Annotated in this window: 16 protein-coding genes; 12 read left to right on the forward strand and 4 right to left on the reverse strand. The window is 68.9% G+C overall.

Going from position 1 to position 20,221, the window contains the following annotated elements:
• Positions 1-362: 362 nt before the first annotated feature.
• Genes QNJ67_01020 through QNJ67_01030 form a run of 3 tightly spaced genes read left to right on the forward strand, consistent with a single transcriptional unit; the run spans position 363 to position 3,182 of the window.
• Positions 363-1,484 carry an alcohol dehydrogenase family protein gene (locus QNJ67_01020; GenBank protein ID MDJ0607531.1) on the forward strand — a complete coding sequence of 374 codons (1,122 nt, stop codon included), beginning with the start codon at positions 363-365 and terminating at the stop codon, positions 1,482-1,484.
• Between the two features lie 4 nt (positions 1,485-1,488).
• Positions 1,489-2,772 carry an aconitase X catalytic domain-containing protein gene (locus tag QNJ67_01025; GenBank protein MDJ0607532.1) on the forward strand — a complete coding sequence of 428 codons (1,284 nt, stop codon included), beginning with the start codon at positions 1,489-1,491 and terminating at the stop codon, positions 2,770-2,772.
• Entirely contained in the window at positions 2,769-3,182 is a 414-nt protein-coding gene (locus QNJ67_01030; protein ID MDJ0607533.1) for a DUF126 domain-containing protein, read from the forward strand. The genes QNJ67_01025 and QNJ67_01030 overlap by 4 nt, the downstream gene beginning before the upstream one ends.
• A gap of 33 nt (positions 3,183-3,215) precedes the next feature.
• On the opposite strand, the gene QNJ67_01035 is transcribed toward QNJ67_01030, so the two are convergent.
• On the reverse strand, positions 3,216-3,815 hold the full coding sequence (locus QNJ67_01035) for a hypothetical protein (protein ID MDJ0607534.1): 600 nt from the start codon (positions 3,813-3,815) through the stop codon (positions 3,216-3,218).
• Between the two features lie 78 nt (positions 3,816-3,893).
• Positions 3,894-6,290, reverse strand: a complete 2,397-nt coding sequence (locus QNJ67_01040; protein ID MDJ0607535.1) for a tetratricopeptide repeat protein — start codon at positions 6,288-6,290, stop codon at positions 3,894-3,896.
• Positions 6,291-6,599: 309 nt separating this feature from the next.
• On the opposite strand from QNJ67_01040, the gene QNJ67_01045 reads away from it, so the two are divergent.
• On the forward strand, positions 6,600-7,952 hold the full coding sequence (locus QNJ67_01045) for an exonuclease domain-containing protein (GenBank protein MDJ0607536.1): 1,353 nt from the start codon (positions 6,600-6,602) through the stop codon (positions 7,950-7,952).
• Here QNJ67_01045 and QNJ67_01050 read toward each other — a convergent pair.
• Entirely contained in the window at positions 7,921-8,835 is a 915-nt protein-coding gene (locus QNJ67_01050) for a DMT family transporter (protein ID MDJ0607537.1), read from the reverse strand. The two genes, QNJ67_01045 and QNJ67_01050, sit on opposite strands and share 32 nt — an antisense overlap.
• Positions 8,836-9,008: 173 nt before the next feature.
• On the opposite strand from QNJ67_01050, the gene ettA reads away from it, so the two are divergent.
• Positions 9,009-10,685 carry an energy-dependent translational throttle protein EttA gene (gene ettA / locus QNJ67_01055; GenBank protein MDJ0607538.1) on the forward strand — a complete coding sequence of 559 codons (1,677 nt, stop codon included), beginning with the start codon at positions 9,009-9,011 and terminating at the stop codon, positions 10,683-10,685.
• A 24-nt stretch (positions 10,686-10,709) separates the two neighbouring features.
• On the opposite strand, the gene QNJ67_01060 is transcribed toward ettA, so the two are convergent.
• The gene (locus QNJ67_01060) at positions 10,710-13,124 is read right to left on the reverse strand and encodes an FAD-dependent oxidoreductase (protein ID MDJ0607539.1); all 2,415 of its coding nucleotides are present in this window, start codon (positions 13,122-13,124) and stop codon (positions 10,710-10,712) included.
• Between the two features lie 368 nt (positions 13,125-13,492).
• Between QNJ67_01060 and urtA the strand changes: the two genes are divergently transcribed.
• The 7 genes from urtA to QNJ67_01095 all read left to right on the forward strand — a co-directional run bounded on the left by urtA (position 13,493) and on the right by QNJ67_01095 (position 20,215).
• Positions 13,493-14,797, forward strand: coding sequence for an urea ABC transporter substrate-binding protein (gene urtA / locus QNJ67_01065; GenBank protein ID MDJ0607540.1), 1,305 nt, complete (start codon positions 13,493-13,495; stop codon positions 14,795-14,797).
• Positions 14,798-14,883: 86 nt separating this feature from the next.
• On the forward strand, positions 14,884-16,479 hold the full coding sequence (urtB, locus tag QNJ67_01070; GenBank protein MDJ0607541.1) for an urea ABC transporter permease subunit UrtB: 1,596 nt from the start codon (positions 14,884-14,886) through the stop codon (positions 16,477-16,479).
• Positions 16,476-17,627 (forward strand): urea ABC transporter permease subunit UrtC, encoded by a 1,152-nt coding sequence (gene urtC, locus QNJ67_01075; GenBank protein MDJ0607542.1) that lies wholly within the window; start codon positions 16,476-16,478, stop codon positions 17,625-17,627. The genes urtB and urtC overlap by 4 nt, the downstream gene beginning before the upstream one ends.
• A 5-nt stretch (positions 17,628-17,632) precedes the next feature.
• Entirely contained in the window at positions 17,633-18,385 is a 753-nt protein-coding gene (gene urtD, locus QNJ67_01080) for an urea ABC transporter ATP-binding protein UrtD (protein MDJ0607543.1), read from the forward strand.
• Positions 18,386-18,388: 3 nt separating this feature from the next.
• A complete protein-coding gene (gene urtE, locus QNJ67_01085) occupies positions 18,389-19,084 on the forward strand; it encodes an urea ABC transporter ATP-binding subunit UrtE (GenBank protein ID MDJ0607544.1) in 696 nt (231 codons plus the stop codon).
• Between the two features lie 38 nt (positions 19,085-19,122).
• Positions 19,123-19,335, forward strand: a complete 213-nt coding sequence (locus QNJ67_01090; protein ID MDJ0607545.1) for a hypothetical protein — start codon at positions 19,123-19,125, stop codon at positions 19,333-19,335.
• Between the two features lie 13 nt (positions 19,336-19,348).
• On the forward strand, positions 19,349-20,215 hold the full coding sequence (locus QNJ67_01095) for an urease accessory protein UreD (protein ID MDJ0607546.1): 867 nt from the start codon (positions 19,349-19,351) through the stop codon (positions 20,213-20,215).
• Positions 20,216-20,221 lie beyond the last annotated feature (6 nt).

The following is a 20,221-nucleotide window of genomic DNA, read 5'->3' on the forward strand; positions in this document are numbered from 1 at the left end:
TAGAGCGGATTCACATGTTTAGTTGGAAACCACGAAGTGGTTCCATCTAAACATGATCCGCTCTAGGGCCTGTTGACACTCACGGCGCGCTCCTGGTCCGAGTGAAATCGGCCTGCTGTTAGGCGCGAGGAGGAAGGACATGCCGAGCATATTCGACGACAAGCAACGCGGCAGGAGGCCGATTTCGCCGGATCCCTTCGGGACGGGGCGCATTTGCGCCGGGGCGGCGTCGCGGAAGGCCTCGTGGGGCCCAACCCCACGGCGCCTCCCGCTCCTGGCCCCGGCGCAAATCCGCTCCCGCCAGGAGCGCGCCGTGAGTGTCAACAGGCCCTAGGGCCGGCGCGGGCGAGGGGGATGCTCTGATGGCTGAAAAGATTCCCGCCACCATGCGGGCCGTGGTGCTGACCGGCTACGGCGGGCTCGACAAGCTGGCGTATAGGACCGACGTGAAGACGCCCAAGCCCGGACCCGGCGAAGTCTTGATCCGGGTCGGCGCCTGCGGCCTCAACAACACCGACATCAACACCCGCACCGGCTGGTACAGCAAGCTGGTGACCGAGGGCACGACGGCCGAGGGGGGGCGCGAGGGCTTCGCCGAGATCACCGCCGAGTCGGCGACCTGGTCCGCCGGCGGGATCACCTTCCCCCACGTCCAGGGGGCCGACGCGGTCGGCAGGATCGCCGACGTCGGGCCCGGCGTCCCCGACTCCCGGATCGGCGAGCGGATCATGGTCGACGGCTGGCTGCGCGATCCCGCCGATCCGGAATCCATCGCCAAGGCGCGCTTTTTCGGCAGCGAGTGCTGGGGCGGCTATGCCGACTACACCGTGGCGCCGGCGATCAACGCCTTCCCGGTCTCGAGCGGTCTGAGCGACGCCGAGCTGGCGACCTTTCCCTGCTCCTACTCGACCGCGGAGAACATGCTGGTGCGCGCCGGGATGCGCGAGGGCGAGACCGTGCTGGTCACCGGGGCCTCCGGCGGGGTCGGATCGGCGCTGATCCAGCTCTGCAGGATCCGCAAGGCCCATATCATCGCCGTCGCCGGGGCGGCCAAGGAAGCCCAGGTCCGCCAGCTGGGCGCCGCCGGCTTCATTCCGCGCGAGCGGGAAGACCTGGGTGCGGCCATCGCCGAGGCGCTGGACGGCCGTCCGCTCGACCTGGCGGCCGACGTGGTCGGCGGCGAGGGCTTCAAGGCCCTGATCCACGCGCTGAAGCCGGGCGGCCGCTATGTCACGGCCGGGGCGATCGGTGGCCCGATCGCGGAGCTCGACCTGCGCACGCTCTACCTTCAGGATCTGACGCTCTACGGCTCGACGGTCAACGACCGCGCGGTCTTCCCCAATCTGGTGGGCTATATCCAGTCGGGGCAGATCCAGCCGTTGCTGGCCAAGTCCTTCCCCCTGGCGGAGCTGCGCGCGGCCCAGGAAGCCTTCATTTCCAAGGCCCATGTCGGCAACATCGTGGTGGTCACCGAGCCGGACTGAGCCGATGGAGCTGACCGCCGAAGACCGCGCGATGCTGGCTGGCGACCAGGGGCCGGCGAGGCGCTTCGCCCTCGATATGGTGGTGCGGGCCGGGCAGGTGGTCGGTGCGGCGCGGCTGATCGACATCCGTTCCGCCCACGTCGCCAGCTGCTTCTATTCCGGGTCGGTCAACCTCGACTTCGCGGAGTTCCTGGTCTCGGCGGGCGCCCGGGTCGCGGTGCCGACGACGCTGAACGTCGGCTCGATCGACCTGCTGCACCCGGAGCTACGGCCCGAGGCGCGCGACCCGGAAGCGGTCGCTGACGCCAGGCGCCTGATGGCCTGTTACGAGCAGCTGGGCTGCCGGCTGACCTGGACCTGCGCGCCCTATCAGCTCGACGGCCGGCCGGGCCCGGGCGATCAGGTCGTGGAATCGGAGTCCAACTCGGTCGCCTTCACCAACTCGGTGCTCGGCGCCCGGGCGGAGAAGTACGGCGATTTCCTCGACATCTGCGCCGCGGTCACCGGCCGCGTGCCTCTCGCCGGCCTGCACCTCGTGGAGAACCGCCAGGGGCAGGTCTTGTTCACGCTGCCCGCTCTGCCCGACTCGCTGCTCGAGTCCGACGTGCTTTATCACGTGCTCGGCTACCTGGTCGGGCGCATGACGGGCCGCAAGGTGCCGATCATTCAGGGGTTGCCGCCGGACGCGAGCGAGGATCAGCTCAAGGCACTGGGCGCGGCCGCGGCCGCTTCCGGCGCGGTCAAGCTGTTTCACGTCCTTGGCGTCACGCCCGAGGCGCCGGATCTCGAGGCCGCCTGCCGGGGTGGTGAGCCGGAAACGCGCATCGCGGTCACCGGCGAGATGCTGCTGGCGGCGCGCGACGCGCTGTCGACCGCCGCCGAGGGGCGGCCGAGTGCGGTCTGCCTCGGCACGCCGCACTTCTCGCTCACCGAGTTCGAGCGTCTGGTCGGCCTGCTGGCCGGCCGCCGGGTCCATCCGGAAATCCGGCTCTACGTCGCGACCAGCCGCCACGTCCTGGAGCAGGTCGCCGCGCGGGGCTGGCAGGCAAGCCTCGAGGCCGCCGGCGCCACCCTGGTGGTCGACACCTGCACCTACTTCCTGCCCCTGATCGAGGGCTGCGGCGAGCTGGTGATGACCCCCTCCGCCAAGTGGGCCTACTACGCGCCGGGGAATCTCGGCGTTAAGGTAGTATTCGGATCTTTGCCCGAATGTGTCGCCTCGGCCGTCGAGGGCCGCGTTGTGCGCCGGGACGAGACCTGGCGCGGGCTGGACGCAGGTAAGCGATGAAGCTCAAGGCGAAGGTATTGTTCGACGGCGCGGCGCAGGGCCCCGTGCTCGTGCTCAGCGAGGCGCTCAGCTTCTGGGGCGGGCTCGACCCGGCGACCGGGCTGATCATCGACAAGCGTCACCCCCAGGCGGGCGAGTCCGTCGCGGACAAGGTCTTGGCCATGCCCGCGCTGCGCGGCTCTTCGGGCTCGGCCGGCTCCCTAGCCGAGGCCTTCAAGAACGGCCACGGCCCGGCCGCCCTGGTCCTGGGCGAGGCCGACACTGCGCCGGTCGCCGCCGCGCTGGTGGTCCAGCATCTCTACGGCCGCCAGGTACCGATCCTGGAAATCCAGCCGGAAGAGCTGCGCTCCCTGGAGACCGGCGCCTGGGTCTCGATTGGCGCCGGCGGCGAGATCAACAGCGCGGCTTAGCGCCAGAGGACCGGTCGGTCCGACCTACTTTCTCTAGACCTTCGCCAGCTCGGGGAAACCCTCGTACCACGCGGCGTGGCTGCCCTCGTTGTTGGCCATGCCGCGGCGGGTCAGGCAGCCCTTCGGCTCGATAAAGCTGTCGATACGCCGCGATGGCTCTTCGCGCCACAGCAGGTTGAAGGCGGCGAGCTTGGGAAAGAACTGCATGTGCGCATAGGGCAGGTGGTCGTGGATCCACCAGGCCAGCGCGCGCCAGTCCGCGCCCGCCGCGTAGCGGTCGGCGAACCAGGGGATCACGATGCAGGCGGCGGCGCCGGCCCGCCCCTTGCGGTCCGGCAGGTCCCAGATGTGGTAGCCGGCATTGAGCGCGACCCGGGCACCGTGGCCGCGGTCGTTGCCGAAGGCGGTGACCCGGGCTGAACGGTAGCCGGAGCGGATGGCGAGACGGCCGAAGGTCGCTTGCAGGGGTTCCAGCAGCTCCTCGCAGAGTCGCCGGCCGGCGGCGACCGCCGCGTCCGGGTCTTCGGGTATGTTGGGAACACCGTAGAAGTTGGCGATCTCGGAATAGAGAAAATCACGCAGGAAGAAGTTTCGGCTCAGGCGCGCGCGGCCCAATTCCTCCAGGCCGCGCATCGATTTCGGCTTGCGCATGGAAGAAGGGGAACAGGGATGCCCTGCGGGCGCAAGGCTTCCGGCCCTCCGCCGTGAACCTCAGGCGCTCTTCTTCAGGCGGCCGAAGATCCGCCCGAGGCCGCGCCCCGAGCGTTCCTTGTCGCGGCTCTTGCCGCCGCGGTTTCGCGCTTTGGCGACCTTTATCTTCTTCAGCTTTCGGAACCAGGAAGTCTTGCGGAACGGCTCGAGGTCTTCGTCCTCGAGCAGCAGGGTCAGCATGCCGGGATCGCGCTCGATCGCCTCGCGCAGGTGCTTGCTCGCCTGCTCCGGATCGCCGAGCAGGGCGTAGTACTGACCCAGGTTGTAGTGGCGGGCGCCGATCGTCGGGTCGAGCGCGACGGACTTCTGGAACTGCAGGTAGGCGTCTTCGATGTCGCCGACCTCCTGCAGGGCGATGCCCAGGTAGTTGTGCACCTGGCCCATCAGGTCCGTGTCCGTGATCATCTCCAGCGCCGCCTGGAGCAGCGGTATCGCCGGCTGCGCGTGACCGGCCCGCAGGTAGCAGAGGCCCGCCTTGGCGTGGATGCGTCCCTCTTCGGCCTCGCCGATGCGCGCCAGCAGAGGCCGCAGCATGGTGGCGGCGTCGGCCCACTGACCCTCGCTCATCAGCGACGTGGCGCGCGAGTCGATCAGCTGCTCCATGCCGAGCGGCGCGATCTCCTGCTCGGCCAGCCGCATCAGGACCAGACCCTCGTCGAACAGCGCCAGAGCGCGCTCAGCCAGCCACTTGCTCAAGTCGCCCCCGCTCACCGGGCAGACACCCTCGGCTTCGAACTCGAAGCCCTGGCCGACCAGGGAGACCGCCGGCGCGGCCCAGACCTCGAAATCGGGGAAGGCGTTCTCCATGCTGGACTTCTGGTCGCGGCTGCTGCCCCAGAACGACAGCGAGAGCTTTATCGGCTCGTAGGGTCCGAACTCGGTAAGGGTCCTCTCCAGCGCCTCGAGGTCGTCGTCGAGCCGTTCGAGGCAGGTGGCCACGGCGGTCTCCGCGGTTCCCTCGATGAGCTTGCGGAATGCCATGCGCAGGCTCGCGGAATGCTTGGCGAACTGGCTCGAGGCCTGGTCCAGGGTAAAGGCCTCGACGGCGTCGTCGGGATAGATGCCGACCGTGACCCCCGCGACGCCTTCGATGAACCCGCGCTCGCCGAGCGCCGCCTCGAGCAGCTGGGGCGCCACGTGGCCGATCCGGGACTCGGCACCCAACGCCAAGTCGCCAAGATAGAGCGCGAAGTCCAGCCGGCAGACCTTGGGCTGGAGCGACAGCTGGATCGCCTGGGGATCGACCCGGAGGCTCTCCATCCTGTCGCCGATCGATCCTTCGGCCGGGATCCAGACCTCGAGCGGCTCGTTGAGCGGCCGGGGAGCGCGGAAGGCGTGGAACTCCCAGTCGGTCAGGTCCGGCGCCTGCTCCGCCAGCCCGAGCGCGACGGGCACCAGGGCCGCCTGCCGCTTCGGGCTGAACACCAGGGCGAAGCGCCTCTGCTCGCCGGGCCGGACCTCGCAGTCAAGGCCGTCGTCGACCTTGGCAAGCTCGGCAGAGATCTCGCGTGCGACCTCAGGCAGGCCGCCGCCGCTCGGCTCCGTCTCCTCCGTCTCGTCGGTCTCGGCGCTCTCGCCGGGTTGGCGATCGGCCAGCGCCGCCAGACGCACGCCGTTCTCGGCGAACCAGGTGAAGAAGGCCTCGGCGCCCTCGATCCTGGGTCGGTCCGCCGCCGGTTCGGCACTCGGCGCCGGTTCGGGGCTGGGGGCGGGCTCGGGCGCCGGCGGCTCCTGGCTCTCGGCGACCGCTCCGCCGAGGCTGTCCCGCTGCAGGATGGCGACGACCTCGTCGAAGAGGGGCACGTCGATACCGGCGTCGATCTCCATCTCGGGGGCGCCGGCGCTCTCCAGGATCAGCAGCAGCTCGTCGAAGGCGGAGAGCGAGGCCGTCCCGAAGTCGACGACGATCTGGTCGTCCGACGTGCGGCTGACACCGTGAATGAACCCGCGGTGCTCGGCGCCGGTGTCGTCGCGGCGGTCGAACCAGGCGCTCATGTCCTGGATCGACTTCGGTGTCTGGGCCGTCACCTCTTCGGCGCCGATCCAGCGCTCGAACCAGGACTCGATCTCGAACTGCGGCATCATCAGGCCCGGGGTCCTGAAGATGGCGCAGTTCCAGGCGAAGGCCCGGAAGATGATCGGCGTCCCGCTCAGCCCCTCCATGGTGAAGCTGAGGTCGGCCGCATTCCCGTGGGTGTCGCTGATCTTGACGTTGCCGTCTAGCAGGCCGGCGATGTCGAAGCGGTACAGGCCGCCCAGGAGCTTGGACTTGCCGGGGACCTGAATCAGGAACTCGGGACTGGACTTGTCGTACTCGTCCCGCTTCTCGGCGTTGGCCGTATCGAAGCGCTGCAGATAGCCCTGCCGGACGTCTTCGATCTGATCCAGGTAGGACATGGACAAGACTCCGCTCGACTCTCCAGGGCCCTTGACGGCAGCGCGGGAGGTCCGGACACGGCGGGAACCTGGCCGGGCCTGTTCGACCCAAGGCTGCCAAAGTGTTGGGCCTTTGTTATTCGGCATTAAGAAATAAGCGAGAAATGCTTTAGAGTTCATTACCCCTAAGGCGGCGGTCCCGCTCCGATGCGCCTGTACAGCCAACCGAGGGCTTCCTGGGTGGCTTTGCGTCAAATCAACGAATCGGGGAGGGATCGCTCTACCTTGGGGTCTGGAGGCTCGGGTGGACGGACGAATACCGTGGACGTCATGCGCTTGAGAGTGACCTCGAAGTCGCGGCTGGCTCTGGTTCTGGTCGTCGAGGCCGTCGCCATACTGGTGCTGTCCGGCCTGGTGCTGGCCGGCGACCTCATGGCGGATCAATGGCGCCTGCTCTCGGCTGCGCTCGCCGTGCTCCTGGTGATCGGCCTCCTGGCCTATGCCGGCCTCTCGCTGGGCCGGCATTTCAACGCCCTGGAGCGTCTGCGCGGGTCGGTTCTGGCGCTGGCCCACGATCCTTCGGCGCGGTTACCCGTGCCGAGCGAGGAGACCGATCCCGAGGTCGCGGATCTGCACGCCGCGCTCCAGGCCTGGGCAGGCCGCCAGGCGGCGGAGCAGGCGCTGCCCGACCAGCGCATCCAGGCGGTGCTCGCCTCGGTGCCCGAGGCCATGCTGGTGATCACCGAGGCCGGACAGGTCAGCCTGGTCAACCACGCCGCCAAGACCCTGCTCGGTGCCGACCGTGTGGCGGTCGGCACCTCGGCCTATGCGGTGCTCAGCCGCACCAGCCTGCGCCAGGCCATCAAGCGGGCCGAGGGGGCGGGGCGTCCGGTCGATGCCATGATCGGTACGCTCGAGGATCACCAGCTGACCGCCAAGGTCGCCGTGCTGGCGGACCACGGCGGGGCGGTGATCACCATCCCCCACGAGGAAGTCGAGTTCCGGGCGGAACTGGACGCCGATCTGGCGCTGCACGACGCGCCGCCGCCGCTCGCCGCGTTCGACAAGGACACGCCGCTGGCCTCGATGCCCTTCCTCGTCCTGGACACGGAGACCACCGGCCTGGACGTGGAGAACGACCGGGTGATCTCGATCGGGGCCGTGCGTCTCGCCGGGGCGCGCATCTATCGCGCGGCCTCGTTCGACCGCCTGGTCAATCCGGGGACTGCCATTCCGCCGAAGTCGACGGCGATCCACGGCATCACCGACGAGATGGTGGCCGAAGCGCCGCTGTTCCCGGAGGTTTACCGGGATTTCGGCGGGCTCCTGGCCGGCACGGTCGTGGTCGGCCACCACATCGACTTCGACCTCGCCGTCCTGCAGCAGGAGTGCGCGCGCAGCGGCCTGGAATGGCCCGAGCCCTTCTCGATCTGCACCCTCATGCTGGCCGAAGCGCTCTATTCGAATATCCCGAAGGCCTCGCTCGAGGGGCTTGCCGAGATGCTCGGTGTCGAGATCCAGGGCCGCCACACGGCGCTGGGCGACGCGCTGGTCACGGCCGAGGTCTTTACCCGCCTGCTGCCGCGCCTCGCCGACCGGGGCGTCACCACCCTCGGCGAGGCGCTGGCCTTCGCCCGGACGGCCAAGCGGATCATCCAGGCCCAGGCTGAGGCCGGCTGGTAAGCCGCCAGAGCCGCGCCGGCAGCCGGCCGTCGACCGCGACCAGTCCCAGGCCGATCAGGCCCATGCCCAGGGCGCTCTGCCAGCCGAAGGCCTCGCCGAGGATCAGCGTGCCGAGCAGGATGGCGCTGACCGGCACCAGCAGGGTCACCAGCATCAGGTTGGTCGCCCTGGCGGTCGAGAGGATCCGGAAGTAGATGATGTAGGCCAGCGCCGTCGAGAGCAGGGCGATGGCCAGTACGGCGCTCCAGGTCCAGGCATCGGGCGTGGCCTCCCAGGGCCGCTCGATGGTCAGCGCCAGCGGCAGCATGAAGAGCGTCGAGGCGGTGACCTGTCCGGCGGCGGTGACCGCCGGCGGCAGGGAGCGGAAGCGCCGGCCGAAGATCGCGGCGAAGGAATAGGAGACGGCGGCGCCGAGGATGGCGAGCTGGGCCCAGCCGCCGGCGCCGAGCCCAGCCAGGGCCTCGGGCCCGATCAAGACCGCGACCCCGACCACGCCCAGGCCGACCCCGGTCAGCTTGCCGGCCGTGATCCGCTCGTCCCGGGTCAGGAAATGCGCAAGCAGCACGGTGAAGAGCGGCGTGGTGGCGTTGAGGATCGAGGCCAGGCCGCCGGTGATGTGAACCTGGCCCCAGACAATCAGCGAGAAGGGGATGACGTTGTTCAGAGCGCCCATGGCTAGGAAGGCCGCCCAGATCCTCCACGATCCCGGCATGCGCTTGCCCGTGGCATAGACGAAGCCGATCAGGGCGAGCGCGGCGAGGCCGACCCGCCCCAGCACCACGGTCAGCGGCCCCAGGTCGCGCAGCGCCACCTCGGCGAAAAAGAACGACCCGCCCCAGATCAGGGCCAGGGTGATCAACAGCAGCCATTCCTTGGTGTTCATGCCGGTCCCCGAAGTTCTGGACGCACGATAGGTTGGCGCGACCGCAGCGCCTATCCGCTTCTTGCGCGGAACCTTTGATCTGCTGGGCGCGGTCGCTCTTACTTGACCCGCGCCGCGCGACCCACTAGACGCTGCTGCACTTTCCGGCGAGCGCGACATCGAAGGAGCGAGGCATGGCCTCCTACCAGTACATCTATGTCATGAAGGGTCTGGGCAAGACCTACCCGGGCGGCCGCCAGGTCCTCAAGGACATCTGGCTGTCCTTCTTTCCCGGGGCCAAGATCGGCGTGCTCGGCCTGAACGGCGCCGGCAAGTCGACGCTGCTCAAGATCATGGCCGGCCTGGAGACCGAGTTCACCGGCGAGGCCTGGTCGGCGGAGGGGGCCACGGTCGGCTACCTGCCCCAGGAACCGGAGCTCAACCCCGACAAGGATGTCGCCGGCAACGTCATGGAGGGCCTGGCCGAGACCAAGGCCCTGCTCGACCGCTTCGAGGAGGTCAGCGCCAAGTTCGCCGAGGTCGATCCTGACGAGATGGACGCGCTGATCGCCGAGCAGGCCGAACTGCAGGAGAAGATCGACGCGGCCGACGCCTGGGACCTGGACCGCCACGTCGAGATCGCCATGGACGCCCTGCGCTGCCCGCCGGGCGACGCCGATGTGACCAAGCTCTCGGGCGGCGAGCGCCGCCGCGTCGCGCTCTGCCGCCTGTTGCTGCAGAAGCCCGACCTGCTGCTGCTCGACGAGCCGACGAACCACCTCGACGCGGAGTCGGTGGCCTGGCTGGAGCGGCACCTGGAGGACTACGCCGGCACCGTCGTGGCGGTGACCCACGACCGCTACTTCCTCGATAACGTGGCCGGCTGGATCCTCGAGCTGGACCGCGGCCAGGGCATCCCCTTCGAGGGCAACTACTCCTCCTGGCTGGAGCAGAAGGGCAAGCGCCTGGCCCAGGAGGAGAAGCAGGAATCCGCCCGCCAGCGGGTGCTGTCCCGCGAGCTGGAGTGGATCCGCCAGTCGCCCCGGGCGCGCCAGGCCAAGTCCAAGGCGCGCATCACGGCCTACGAGAACCTGTTGGCCGAGGACAAGGACCGCGCCCCCGAGGCCGGGCGCATCGTCATCCCGGCGGGACCGCGCCTGGGCGACCTGGTCATCGAGGCCGACCACCTGAAGAAGGCCTTCGGCGACCGCCTGCTGGTCGAGGACCTGAACTTCAAAGTGCCGCGCGGCGCCATCGTCGGCATCATCGGGCCGAACGGCGCCGGCAAGACCACGCTGTTCCGCATGATCGTGGATCAGGAGCAGCCCGACGACGGCGCGCTCAAGATCGGCGACTCCGTGGTCCTTGGCTACGTCGACCAGTCGCGCGATGAACTGGCCGCCGACAAGACCGTGTGGGAGGACATCTCCGGTGGCAACGACACCATCGAGCTGGGCAAGAAGACTGTGCAGTCGCGCGCCTACGTCGCGGCCTTCAACTTCCGCGGCCCGGACCAGCAGAAGAAGGTCGGCCAGCTCTCGGGCGGCGAGCGCAACCGGGTGCACCTGGCCAAGATGCTCAAGTCCGGCGCCAACGTGCTGCTGCTCGACGAGCCGACCAACGACCTCGACGTCGACACCTTGCGGTCACTGGAGGACGCCCTGCTCAATTTCGGCGGCTGTGTCCTGATCACCAGCCACGACCGCTGGTTCCTCGACCGCCTGGCAACCCACATCCTGGCCTTCGAGGGCGACAGCCAGGTGGTCTGGTTCGAGGGCAACTACGACGACTACGAGGCCGACAAGAAGCGCCGCCTCGGCGCCGAGGCCGACCGGCCGCACCGCATCAAGTACAAGCCGCTGACGCGGTAGCCGCCCGCCCAGCCGGATCCGCGCTTACAGGCGCATCCTTTCGCCCTTCGGGTCGTAGGGGCTGTCTGGGATGATCTGGACGCCGCGCTCGACGCCGACGATGTGCGCCGTCAGCCCCGAGTCGGCCTCGGAGTGCTCCACGTCGACCAGCGCCATGGCGAGGCTCTTGCCCAGGTGGTGGCCGTAGCCGCCAGAGGTGATGTAGCCGACCCGCTTGCCGCCGCGCCAGACCGGCTCGTAGCCCGAGGCGTCGGCGTCCTTGGCGTCGACTTCGAGCGTGACCAGCTTCTGCGGCGCGGTGTTCTGCTCCTTCTCCTTCTGGGCCGCCGCCTTGCCGACGAAGTCCGACTTGGCGAAGTCGATCCAGCGGTCCATGCGGGTCATGCCGGGGGTGTAGGCCTGCATGAACTCGGCGTTCCAGATGCCGAAGCTCTTCTCCAGGCGCAGGGAGTTCATGGCGTAGAAGCCGAACTCGCGCAGGCCGTGGTCCTTGCCGGCCTCCAGCAGGATGTTGCGCAGGGTGATGTGCTCCACCGGCGAGCAGTTGATCTCGTAGCCAAGCTCGCCGCAGACCGAGAGCCGACCGACCCGGGCCCGGATCAGGCCGATGTCGATCTGGCGGCAGGCCAGGAAGGGCATGGCCTCGGGGCCGATGTCCTGATGGGTCAGCGGCTGCAGGACGTCGCGCGCCTTGGGCCCGGTCAGGCCGAAGCCGACCACGCCGTCGGAGATGTCGCGCACCTGGACGCCGTCCTCGAGGTGGTCGTGGAACCAGCGCATGTGCCACTCGCGCAGGTAATAGCTGCCCATGATCCACCAGGTACCGTCGCCCCAGTTGAACAGGGTCAGGTCGCCCTTGAGCCGGCCGCTCGGCGCCAGCATCACCGCCAGGCGTGCCCGCCCGGCCTTGGGCAGGCGTGTCGCCATGAGCCGCTCGAGCCAGGCCTCCGCGTTGGGGCCGGTCACCTCGTAGCGCGAGAAGCCGGAGATATCGACCATGCCGACCCCCTCGCGCACCGCCGCGCATTCCTCGGCGACCAGCGGGAAGGCGTTGGACCGCTTTAGCGTCGGCGTCTCGCAGAAGCCCTCGGGCGCGAAGACCAGCGGCACCTCGAGTCCCCAGCTGACGCCCCACAGGGCGCCGCTGCGGTCCATTCCCTCGAAGGCCGGCGTTTTCCTCAGCGGCCTGCCGGCCGGCAGCTGCTCGTTCGGATAGGTCATGACGAAGCGGCGCGAATAGAACTGGCCGGTGGTCTGCTTGATGTACTCGCGGTTCGAGGCGAAGTCGCCGTAGCGGGCGATGTCCATGGGCCAAGCGTCGGCCTCGGTCTCGCCGTGGATCATCCATTCGGCCAGGGTCTTGCCGACGCCGCCGCCTTGCAGGAAGCCCGCCATGACGCCGCAGGCCAGCCAGTAGTTCCTGACGCCGCGCACCGGGCCGACCAGGGGGTTGCCGTCGGGCGAGAAGGTGAAGGCGCCGTTGACCCAGTTGCGCACGCCGACCTGCTCGAGCACCGGATAGCGCTCGAAGGCCATGGTCAGCTCGTTCTCGATGCGGTCGATATCCTCCTGCAGCAGCTCGATGCCGTAGTCCCAGGGGGCGCCGTCGATCTGCCAGTGCTGGTGGTTGATCTCGTAGATGCCGATCAAGACGCCGTTCTGGTCCTGGCGCATGTAGGTGAAGCCTTCCAGGTCCACCGTCATCGGCACCTCGAAATCGAGCGCGGCGACCTCCGGGATCTGCTCGGTGACGAAGTAGTGGTGCGCCAGCGGCGATACCGGCAGCTCCAGCCCGGCCATGCGGCCGACCTGCTTGGCCCAGAGTCCGCCGGCGTTGACCACGTGCTCGGCGTGGACCGTGCCCTTCTCGGTGACCACGTCCCAGGTGCCGTCAGGCCGCTGGTTCAGTTCCTCGACCTTGTTGTGCTCGATCACCTCGGCGCCGCGCATCTTGGCCGCGCGGGCGTAGGCCTGGACCGTGCCGGTGGTGTCGACGTAGCCCTCGCGGTCCGCCCAGAGGCCGCCGATCACGCCCTCGGTGTTCATGATCGGGCAGCGTTCCTTGATCTCATCGGGCGTCATCAGGTGGCAGTCCTCGATGCCGATGGTCTGGAAGATCCGGTAGGCCGACTGCAGCCACTCCCAGCGCGCCGGCGCCGAGGCGACCGTGATGCCGCCGGTCATGTGGAGGCCGATATCCTGACCCGACTCCTTCTCGATCTCGGCCAGGAGATCGATCGTGTAGGCCTGCAGGGCCGCCATGTTGGGATCGGCGTTGAGCGCGTGGACGCCGCCGGCCGCATGCCAGGACGAGCCGGCCGTCAGCACCGAGCGCTCGATCAGTGCGACGTCCTGCCAGCCGAACTTGGCCAGATGATAGAGCACGGAGGCGCCGACGACGCCGCCGCCGATTACGACCACGCGGTATTGAGACTTCATTTGTTCCTCCCGTATCCGGCCGGTCCCGGCGACCCGGCCTCTGGCCCAGCGGCGGCTATCTTGCCTCCGCTTTCGGCGTCTTCCAAGGCGCGCCGTGCACCGGCGCCGTAACGCGTGCGGCAGCGGCCCCGTGCCGCCGGTGCGAGCCCTCGGCCGGGTTTCGATGCCTAATTGCACGTCAGGACAGTGTGCGCCGCACAATTATTGAGCAGGTGCGGTTGCGCGCCGCGCACCGTGAAAACCACGGCTCTCAGGGAATTTTCCCCGCGTGACAGCGGCTTGCCGGTTCCGAGCCGGCCGGGAGCGCGCTTGGCATGCGTTTTGCGATGCAACATGGCAACGACAATTACGCGCTTTGGAGGCCTTAGATGCAGCTTCTTGGAACTTCTGCCCGCGGTGCGCGATCGCTCGCGCTCGGCGCCGCATTGGCGTTCTCCGCCTTCTCGCTTCCCGCTAAAGCCGAGGAGACGATCAAAGTCGGGATCTTGCATTCCCTCTCCGGGACCATGGCGATCTCCGAGACCACGCTGAAAGACGTGATGCTGATGCTGATCGAGGAGCAGAACGCCAAGGGCGGTCTGCTCGGCAAGAAGCTGGAGCCGGTGGTCGTCGATCCGGCGTCGAACTGGCCGCTCTTCGCCGAGAAGGCGCGCGAGCTGATCTCTCAGGAGAAGGTCGCCGCCGTATTCGGCTGCTGGACCAGCGTGTCGCGCAAGTCGGTCCTGCCGGTCTTCGAGGAGCTGAACGGCCTCTTGTTCTATCCGGTGCAGTACGAGGGCGAGGAGAGCTCCAAGAACGTCTTCTACACCGGCGCCGCGCCCAATCAGCAGGCGATCCCCGCGGTCGACTACCTGATGGAGGAGGAAGAGGTCGAGCGCTGGGTCCTGGCCGGCACCGACTACGTCTACCCGCGCACGACCAACAAGATCCTCGAGGCCTACCTCAAGGCCAAGGGGGTGGCCGAGGAAGACATCCTGATCAACTACACGCCCTTCGGCCACGCCGACTGGCAGACCATCGTTTCGGAGATCAAGGACTTCGGCTCGGCGGGCAAGAAGACCGCCGTGGTCTCGACCATCAACGGCGACGCCAACGTGCCGTTCTACAAGGAGCTGGCCAACCAGGGCATCAAGGCCGAGGACATCCCGGTTGTCGCCTTCTCGGTCGGCGAGGAGGAGCTGGCCGGCATCGACACTCTGCCGCTGGTCGGGCACTTGGCCGCCTGGAACTATTTCCAGAGCGTCGACGCGCCGATCAACGAGGACTTTGTCGCCAAGTGGAAGGCCTTCATCAAGGACGACAAGCGCGTCACCAACGACCCCATGGAGGCCCACTATCTCGGCTTCAACATGTGGGTGAAGGCGGTCGAGAAGGCCGGTACGACCGATCCCGACGCGGTCGGCGAGGCGATCATCGGCGTCGCGGTGCCGAACCTGACCGGCGGCTACGCCACCATGATGCCGAACCATCACATCACCAAGCCGGTACTGATCGGTGAGATCCAGAAGGACGGCCAGTTCGACGTGGTCTGGGAGACGACCGGAACTGCGGTCGGCGACGCGTGGTCGGACTACCTGCCCGGGTCGAAGGACCTGATCTCCGATTGGCGCAAGCCCATGTCCTGCGGCAACTTCAATGTCGCGACAGGCAAGTGCGGTGGCGAATCGGGGTAGCTGGCTAGGCCCCTGAGAGGCCCCGGCGGTTGGTTCTCCGGCCGCCGGGGCTTCAACCGCTTACTCCAGCCCCGCTTGGAGATGCCATGCTGCGACCCCTGCTGCTCTCGCTCGCGCTGCTGTTCTGCTGCGTCGCGCCCGCCGCGGCCGACGACGCGAAGCTGATCGGCGCGCTCGACGCCAAGAGCTACAACAAGAAGGCCAAGGCGGTGGAGGCCCTGGCGGCGAGCGGCGCGCCGCGCGCCGCGCCGGTACTCGAGGCACTGGGCGATGGTCTCCTGTTCCGCCGCAAGGCGGACAAGCGCCTGGTGATCGGTCGCGAGGCGGCCGGCAGCTACGCCCTGGAAGACGCGGTGACCGGCGATCCCCTGGGCGAGGCGGCCGCCGGCGCGCTCAAGAAGGTCAAGGTCAACAACAAGGTGCGTCGGGCGATCCGCGCCGCGCTCGGCGCGCTTACGCTGCTTAGTCCGGACCCCGCGGTGCGCCTCTCCGCCGCCGACGCGGTGTTCAAGAGCGCGGACCCCGGGGCGCTGGACTCGCTGAACGAGGCGATCGCCCGCGAATCTCTGCCCAAGCTGAAGCAACGCCTGGCCGAGGCGCGCGCCGCCATCGTGCTGAACGGCGATTTCGCCGAGCCGGAGAAGCTGGCCGCCGTCGAGACGGTGCAGCGGCGCGGCGACCGCGCGGCGCTCTCGCTCCTGGCCGCCGTTGGCGGCGCCAAGGGGCCGGTCGCCGAGGCGGCCGCGGCGGCGGCCGCGCTGATCGAGCGCGAGCGCGAGCTCTGGGGCGCCGTGCAGAACCTGATCTACGGCCTCAGCCTCGGCTCGGTGCTGCTGCTGGCGGCGATCGGGCTGGCGATCACCTTCGGGGTCATGGGGGTGATCAACATGGCCCACGGCGAGATGGTCATGATTGGCGCCTACGTGACCTTCGTCGTGCAGGAGACGATCCGCACGGCCGCGCCCGAGCTGTTCGGCGCCTCGCTGTTCATCGCCATGCCGCTCGCCTTCCTCACCGCCGGCGCCATCGGCGTCGGGATCGAGCGGGGCATCATCCGCTACCTCTATGGCCGCCCGCTGGAAACCCTGCTGGCCACCTGGGGCCTGTCGCTGGTGCTGCAGCAGGCCGTGCGCTCGATCTTCGGGCCGACCAACCGCGAGGTCGGCACGCCCGAGTGGATGACCGGCGCCGTGGAGCTGGGTCCCCTTGCGCTGACCTACAACCGCCTGGCGATCATCGTCTTCGCGCTGGTGGTCTTCGCGCTCCTGCTGGTGCTGCTGCGCCGCACCGCCTTCGGGCTGCACATGCGCGCGGTCACCCAGAACCGCGAGATGGCCGGCGCCATGGGAATCCGCACCGGGCGCATCGACGCGCTCACCTTCGGCCTCGGCTCCGGCATCGCGGGGCTGGCCGGCGTGGCGATCAGCCAAATCGACAACGTCAGCCCCAACCTCGGCCAGGGCTACATCATCGACAGCTTCATGGTCGTGGTGTTCGGCGGCGTCGGCAATCTCTGGGGCACGCTCCTCGGCGCGCTCAGCCTGGGCGTCGCCAACAAGTTCCTCGAGCCCTACGCCGGCGCCGTGCTGGGCAAGATCCTGGTGCTGGTCTTCATCATCCTGTTCATCCAGAAGCGGCCGCGCGGACTCTTCGCGCTCAAGGGCCGGGCGGTGGAGACGTGACCGCGCCCGGCGACCGCCTCGGCGCGCTCAGGGACCGCCGCTCGTCGATCTTTCTCGGACTGCTGCTCGCCACCGCGGTCCTGGTGCCGCTCGGCAACCTGGCCCTGCCGGCCGACCACCCGCTGCACCTCTCGGCCTTCACCGTCACCCTGCTCGGCAAGTATCTCTGCTACGCGCTGCTCGCCCTCTCGGTCGACCTGATCTGGGGCTACTGCGGCATCCTCTCGCTCGGCCACGGCGCGTTCTTCGCGCTCGGCGGCTACGCCATGGGCATGTACCTCATGCGCCAGATCGGCACCCGCGGGGTCTACAGCCATCCCGAGCTGCCCGACTTCATGGTCTTCCTCAACTGGCCTGAGCTACCCTGGTACTGGTACGGCTTCGACTCCTTCCTTTTCGCCCTGCTCATGGTCGTGCTGGTACCCGGCGCGCTGGCCTTCGCGTTCGGCTGGTTCGCGTTCCGGAGCCGGGTCACCGGCGTCTACCTCTCGATCATCACCCAGGCGATGACCTTCGCGCTCATGCTCGCCTTCTTCCGCAACGACATGGGTTTCGGCGGCAACAACGGGCTGACAGACTTCAAGGACATCCTCGGCTTCGACCTGCAGGCGGACGGCACGCGCGCCGCGCTCTTCGTCGCCTCGGCGCTGGCGCTCGCCCTGGGCTACGTCCTCTGCCGCCTCTTGACGACCTCGCGCTTTGGCAAAGTCCTGGTCGCGGTCCGCGACGCCGAAAGCCGGGTGCGCTTCCTGGGCTACCGGGTCGAATCCTACAAGCTCTTCGCCTTCACGCTCTCGGCCTGCCTGGCCGGTGTCGCCGGGGCGCTCTACGTGCCCCAGGTCGGGATCATCAATCCCAGCGAGTTCGCGCCGGCCAACTCGATCGAGGTCGTCGTCTGGGTCGCGGTCGGCGGCCGCGGCACCCTGGTCGGGCCGGTGATCGGCGCCCTGCTGGTCAACTTCGCCAAGACCTGGTTCACCGGGGCGCTGCCGGAAGTCTGGCTCTTCGCGCTCGGCGCGATCTTCATCGGCGTCACCCTTTTCCTGCCCAAGGGCGTGGTCGGCCTGTTCAGCCAGATCAGCAGGCGCCTCGCCGAACGCCGGCGCGCCGCCGGGAGGCTCGCGCCGGAACCCGAGGCGGCGGAGTAGGGGCCATGACGCTCGCGGTCAGCGATTCGATCCTCTACCTCGACGGCGTCACCGCCAGCTTCGACGGCTTCAAGGCGCTGAACGGGCTCTCGCTGGTGATCGAGCCGGGCGAGATGCGGGCGATCATCGGCCCCAACGGCGCCGGCAAGACCACCATGATGGACGTAATCACCGGCAAGACCCGGCCCGACGAGGGCGCGGTGCTGTTCGACGGGGCCGTCGACCTGACCGGGCTCGACGAGGCGGCGATCGCCGAGCTCGGCATCGGCCGTAAGTTCCAGAAGCCGACGGTGTTCGACGGCCACACGGTGGCCGACAACATCGAGCTGGCCCTGGCCGGCGACCGGCGGGTCGGCGCCAGCCTGTTCTGGCGCCGGGACGCGGCGATCGGCGCACGATGCGAGGCGATCCTCGAGCGGATCAAGCTGACCGCGCAGCGCGACAGCCTGGCCGCGACCCTGTCCCACGGCCAGAAGCAGTGGCTCGAGATCGGCATGCTGCTGGCGCAGAACCCCAAGCTGCTGCTGGTCGACGAGCCGGCCGCCGGCATGACCGACGCCGAGACCGCCGAGACCGCGGCGCTGCTGAAGGATATCGCCGTCGACCACTCGGTGGTCGTGGTCGAGCACGACATGGCCTTTGTCCGCGACCTCGGCGTCAGGGTCACCGTGCTCCACGAGGGTTCGGTCCTGGCCGAGGGGCCGCTCGAGACGGTCAGCGCCGACCCGCGGGTCGTCGAAGTATACCTGGGGCGCTGAGAATTGCTGGCGGTCAGGGACCTCGACCTCTACTACGGCGCCGCCCAGGCGCTCCGCCGGGTGTCGCTCGAGGTGCCGCCGGGCCGGGTCACCTGCCTCCTGGGCCGCAACGGGGTCGGCAAGACCAGCCTGCTGCGTGCCATCGTCGGCCACCTGCCCATCGCCGCGGGCGCGGTCGAGTGGGAAGGCGAGGAGATCTCCCGCCTCGGCCCGCCCGAGCGGGCGCGGCGCGGGCTCGCCTTCGTGCCCCAGGGGCGCGAGATCTTTCCCCTGCTGAGCGTCCGGGAGAACCTCGAGACCGGCTTCGCTCCCTTGCCCCGCGAGCGCCGGACCATCCCGGACGAGATCTTCGAGCTCTTTCCGGTCCTGAAGTCCATGCTGGCGCGCCGCGGCGGCGATCTCTCCGGCGGGCAGCAGCAGCAGCTGGCGATCGCCAGGGCCCTGGTCACCCGCCCCCGCCTGCTGATTCTCGACGAGCCCACGGAAGGCATTCAGCCCTCGATTATCAAGGACATCGCGGCGGTCATCGCCCATCTGCGCGCCAAGGGGGAGCTGGCGATCCTGCTGGTCGAGCAGTACTTCGATTTCGCCCGCGACCTGGCCGACGGCTTCTCGGTCATGGACCGGGGCTCGATCGTGCTGTCGGGAGACATGGCCGCGGCCGACGAGTCGCGGATCAAGGGTCTGCTGACGGTCTAGCCATGAACCAAGAAGACTGAAGGAGAAGGAGAAAAGCCATGCCGATTCGGCCGTTTCTCGCAGCACTGACCGGCGCCCTGCTCTTTGCGGCGCCGCGGGCGTTCGCCCATCCCGGCGGGCACGTCGCCGGCCTGGACCAGTCCGGGCTGTCGCATCTGCTCACCGACCCCTATCATCTTGTCGTCTTCGGAGCCTCGGCGACGCTCATCCTGGCCTGCCTGGAGTGGCTGAGGCGCCGGACCGGAAAGTAGGGGAAGCAGCGCGGTGCCTGGATTGCCGGATCGGGACAGCGGCGCCCGGGTCATTCCGTTTCCAAAGCCGCCCCGTCTCGAACGGGCGCGCGGCGAGGCCGCCGTCGCCTTCGCCGGCGGCGCGCGGGGCACGGCCGTCGCCGACCTCTATCAGGCCGGCTGCGCCAAGCTTCGGCTGCCCGCCCCGGAGCCGGGCCGCCCGCGGGAGGCGGTTCTGATCAACACGGCGGGCGGCCTGACCGACGGCGACCTGCTGCGCCAGCGGGTCGCCTGGGAAGCGGACAGCGAGGCGTTGGTGACGTCCCAGGCAGCCGAGCGGATCTACCGCTCGCGTCAGGACTGGGCGGCGATCGACACGGCCCTGACCGTGGGCCCGCGGGCCCGAGCTCTCTGGCTGCCCCAGGAGACGATCCTGTTCGACGGCGCGAAGCTGCGGCGCGCGACCGAAGTGGAGATCGACGGCTCGGCCGAGTTGATCGCCTGCGAGGGTCTCGTCTTCGGGCGCCACGCCATGGGCGAGGAGGTGAACCAGGGCGCCATCACCGAGAGCTGGCGGATCAGCTCCGCCGGCCGGCTGCTCTTCGCCGACACCTTTCGCCTCGAGGGTCCGATCGCCGGAAGTCTGGCGCGGCCGGCGGTCGCCGACGGGGCGAAAGCCCTGGCGACTCTGCTCTATGTCGGGCCGGACGCGCCCGGCCGACTCGCGCGGCTTCGAGACTTGCCGGAGGAGGGGGCTCTGCGCGCGGCCTCGAGCGCCCTCGGCCCCGTTGTGGTGACCCGCGTCCTGGCCGACAGCGGGGCGGCGCTGAGGCGCGCGGTTACGGCCGCGCTGGCCGCCCTCAGGGGCACCTCGGACATGCCGCGGGTCTGGTCCTGTTGAACGAGA

The organism is Kiloniellales bacterium (assembly GCA_030064845.1).
Taxonomy (GTDB): domain Bacteria; phylum Pseudomonadota; class Alphaproteobacteria; order Kiloniellales; family JAKSDN01; genus JASJEC01.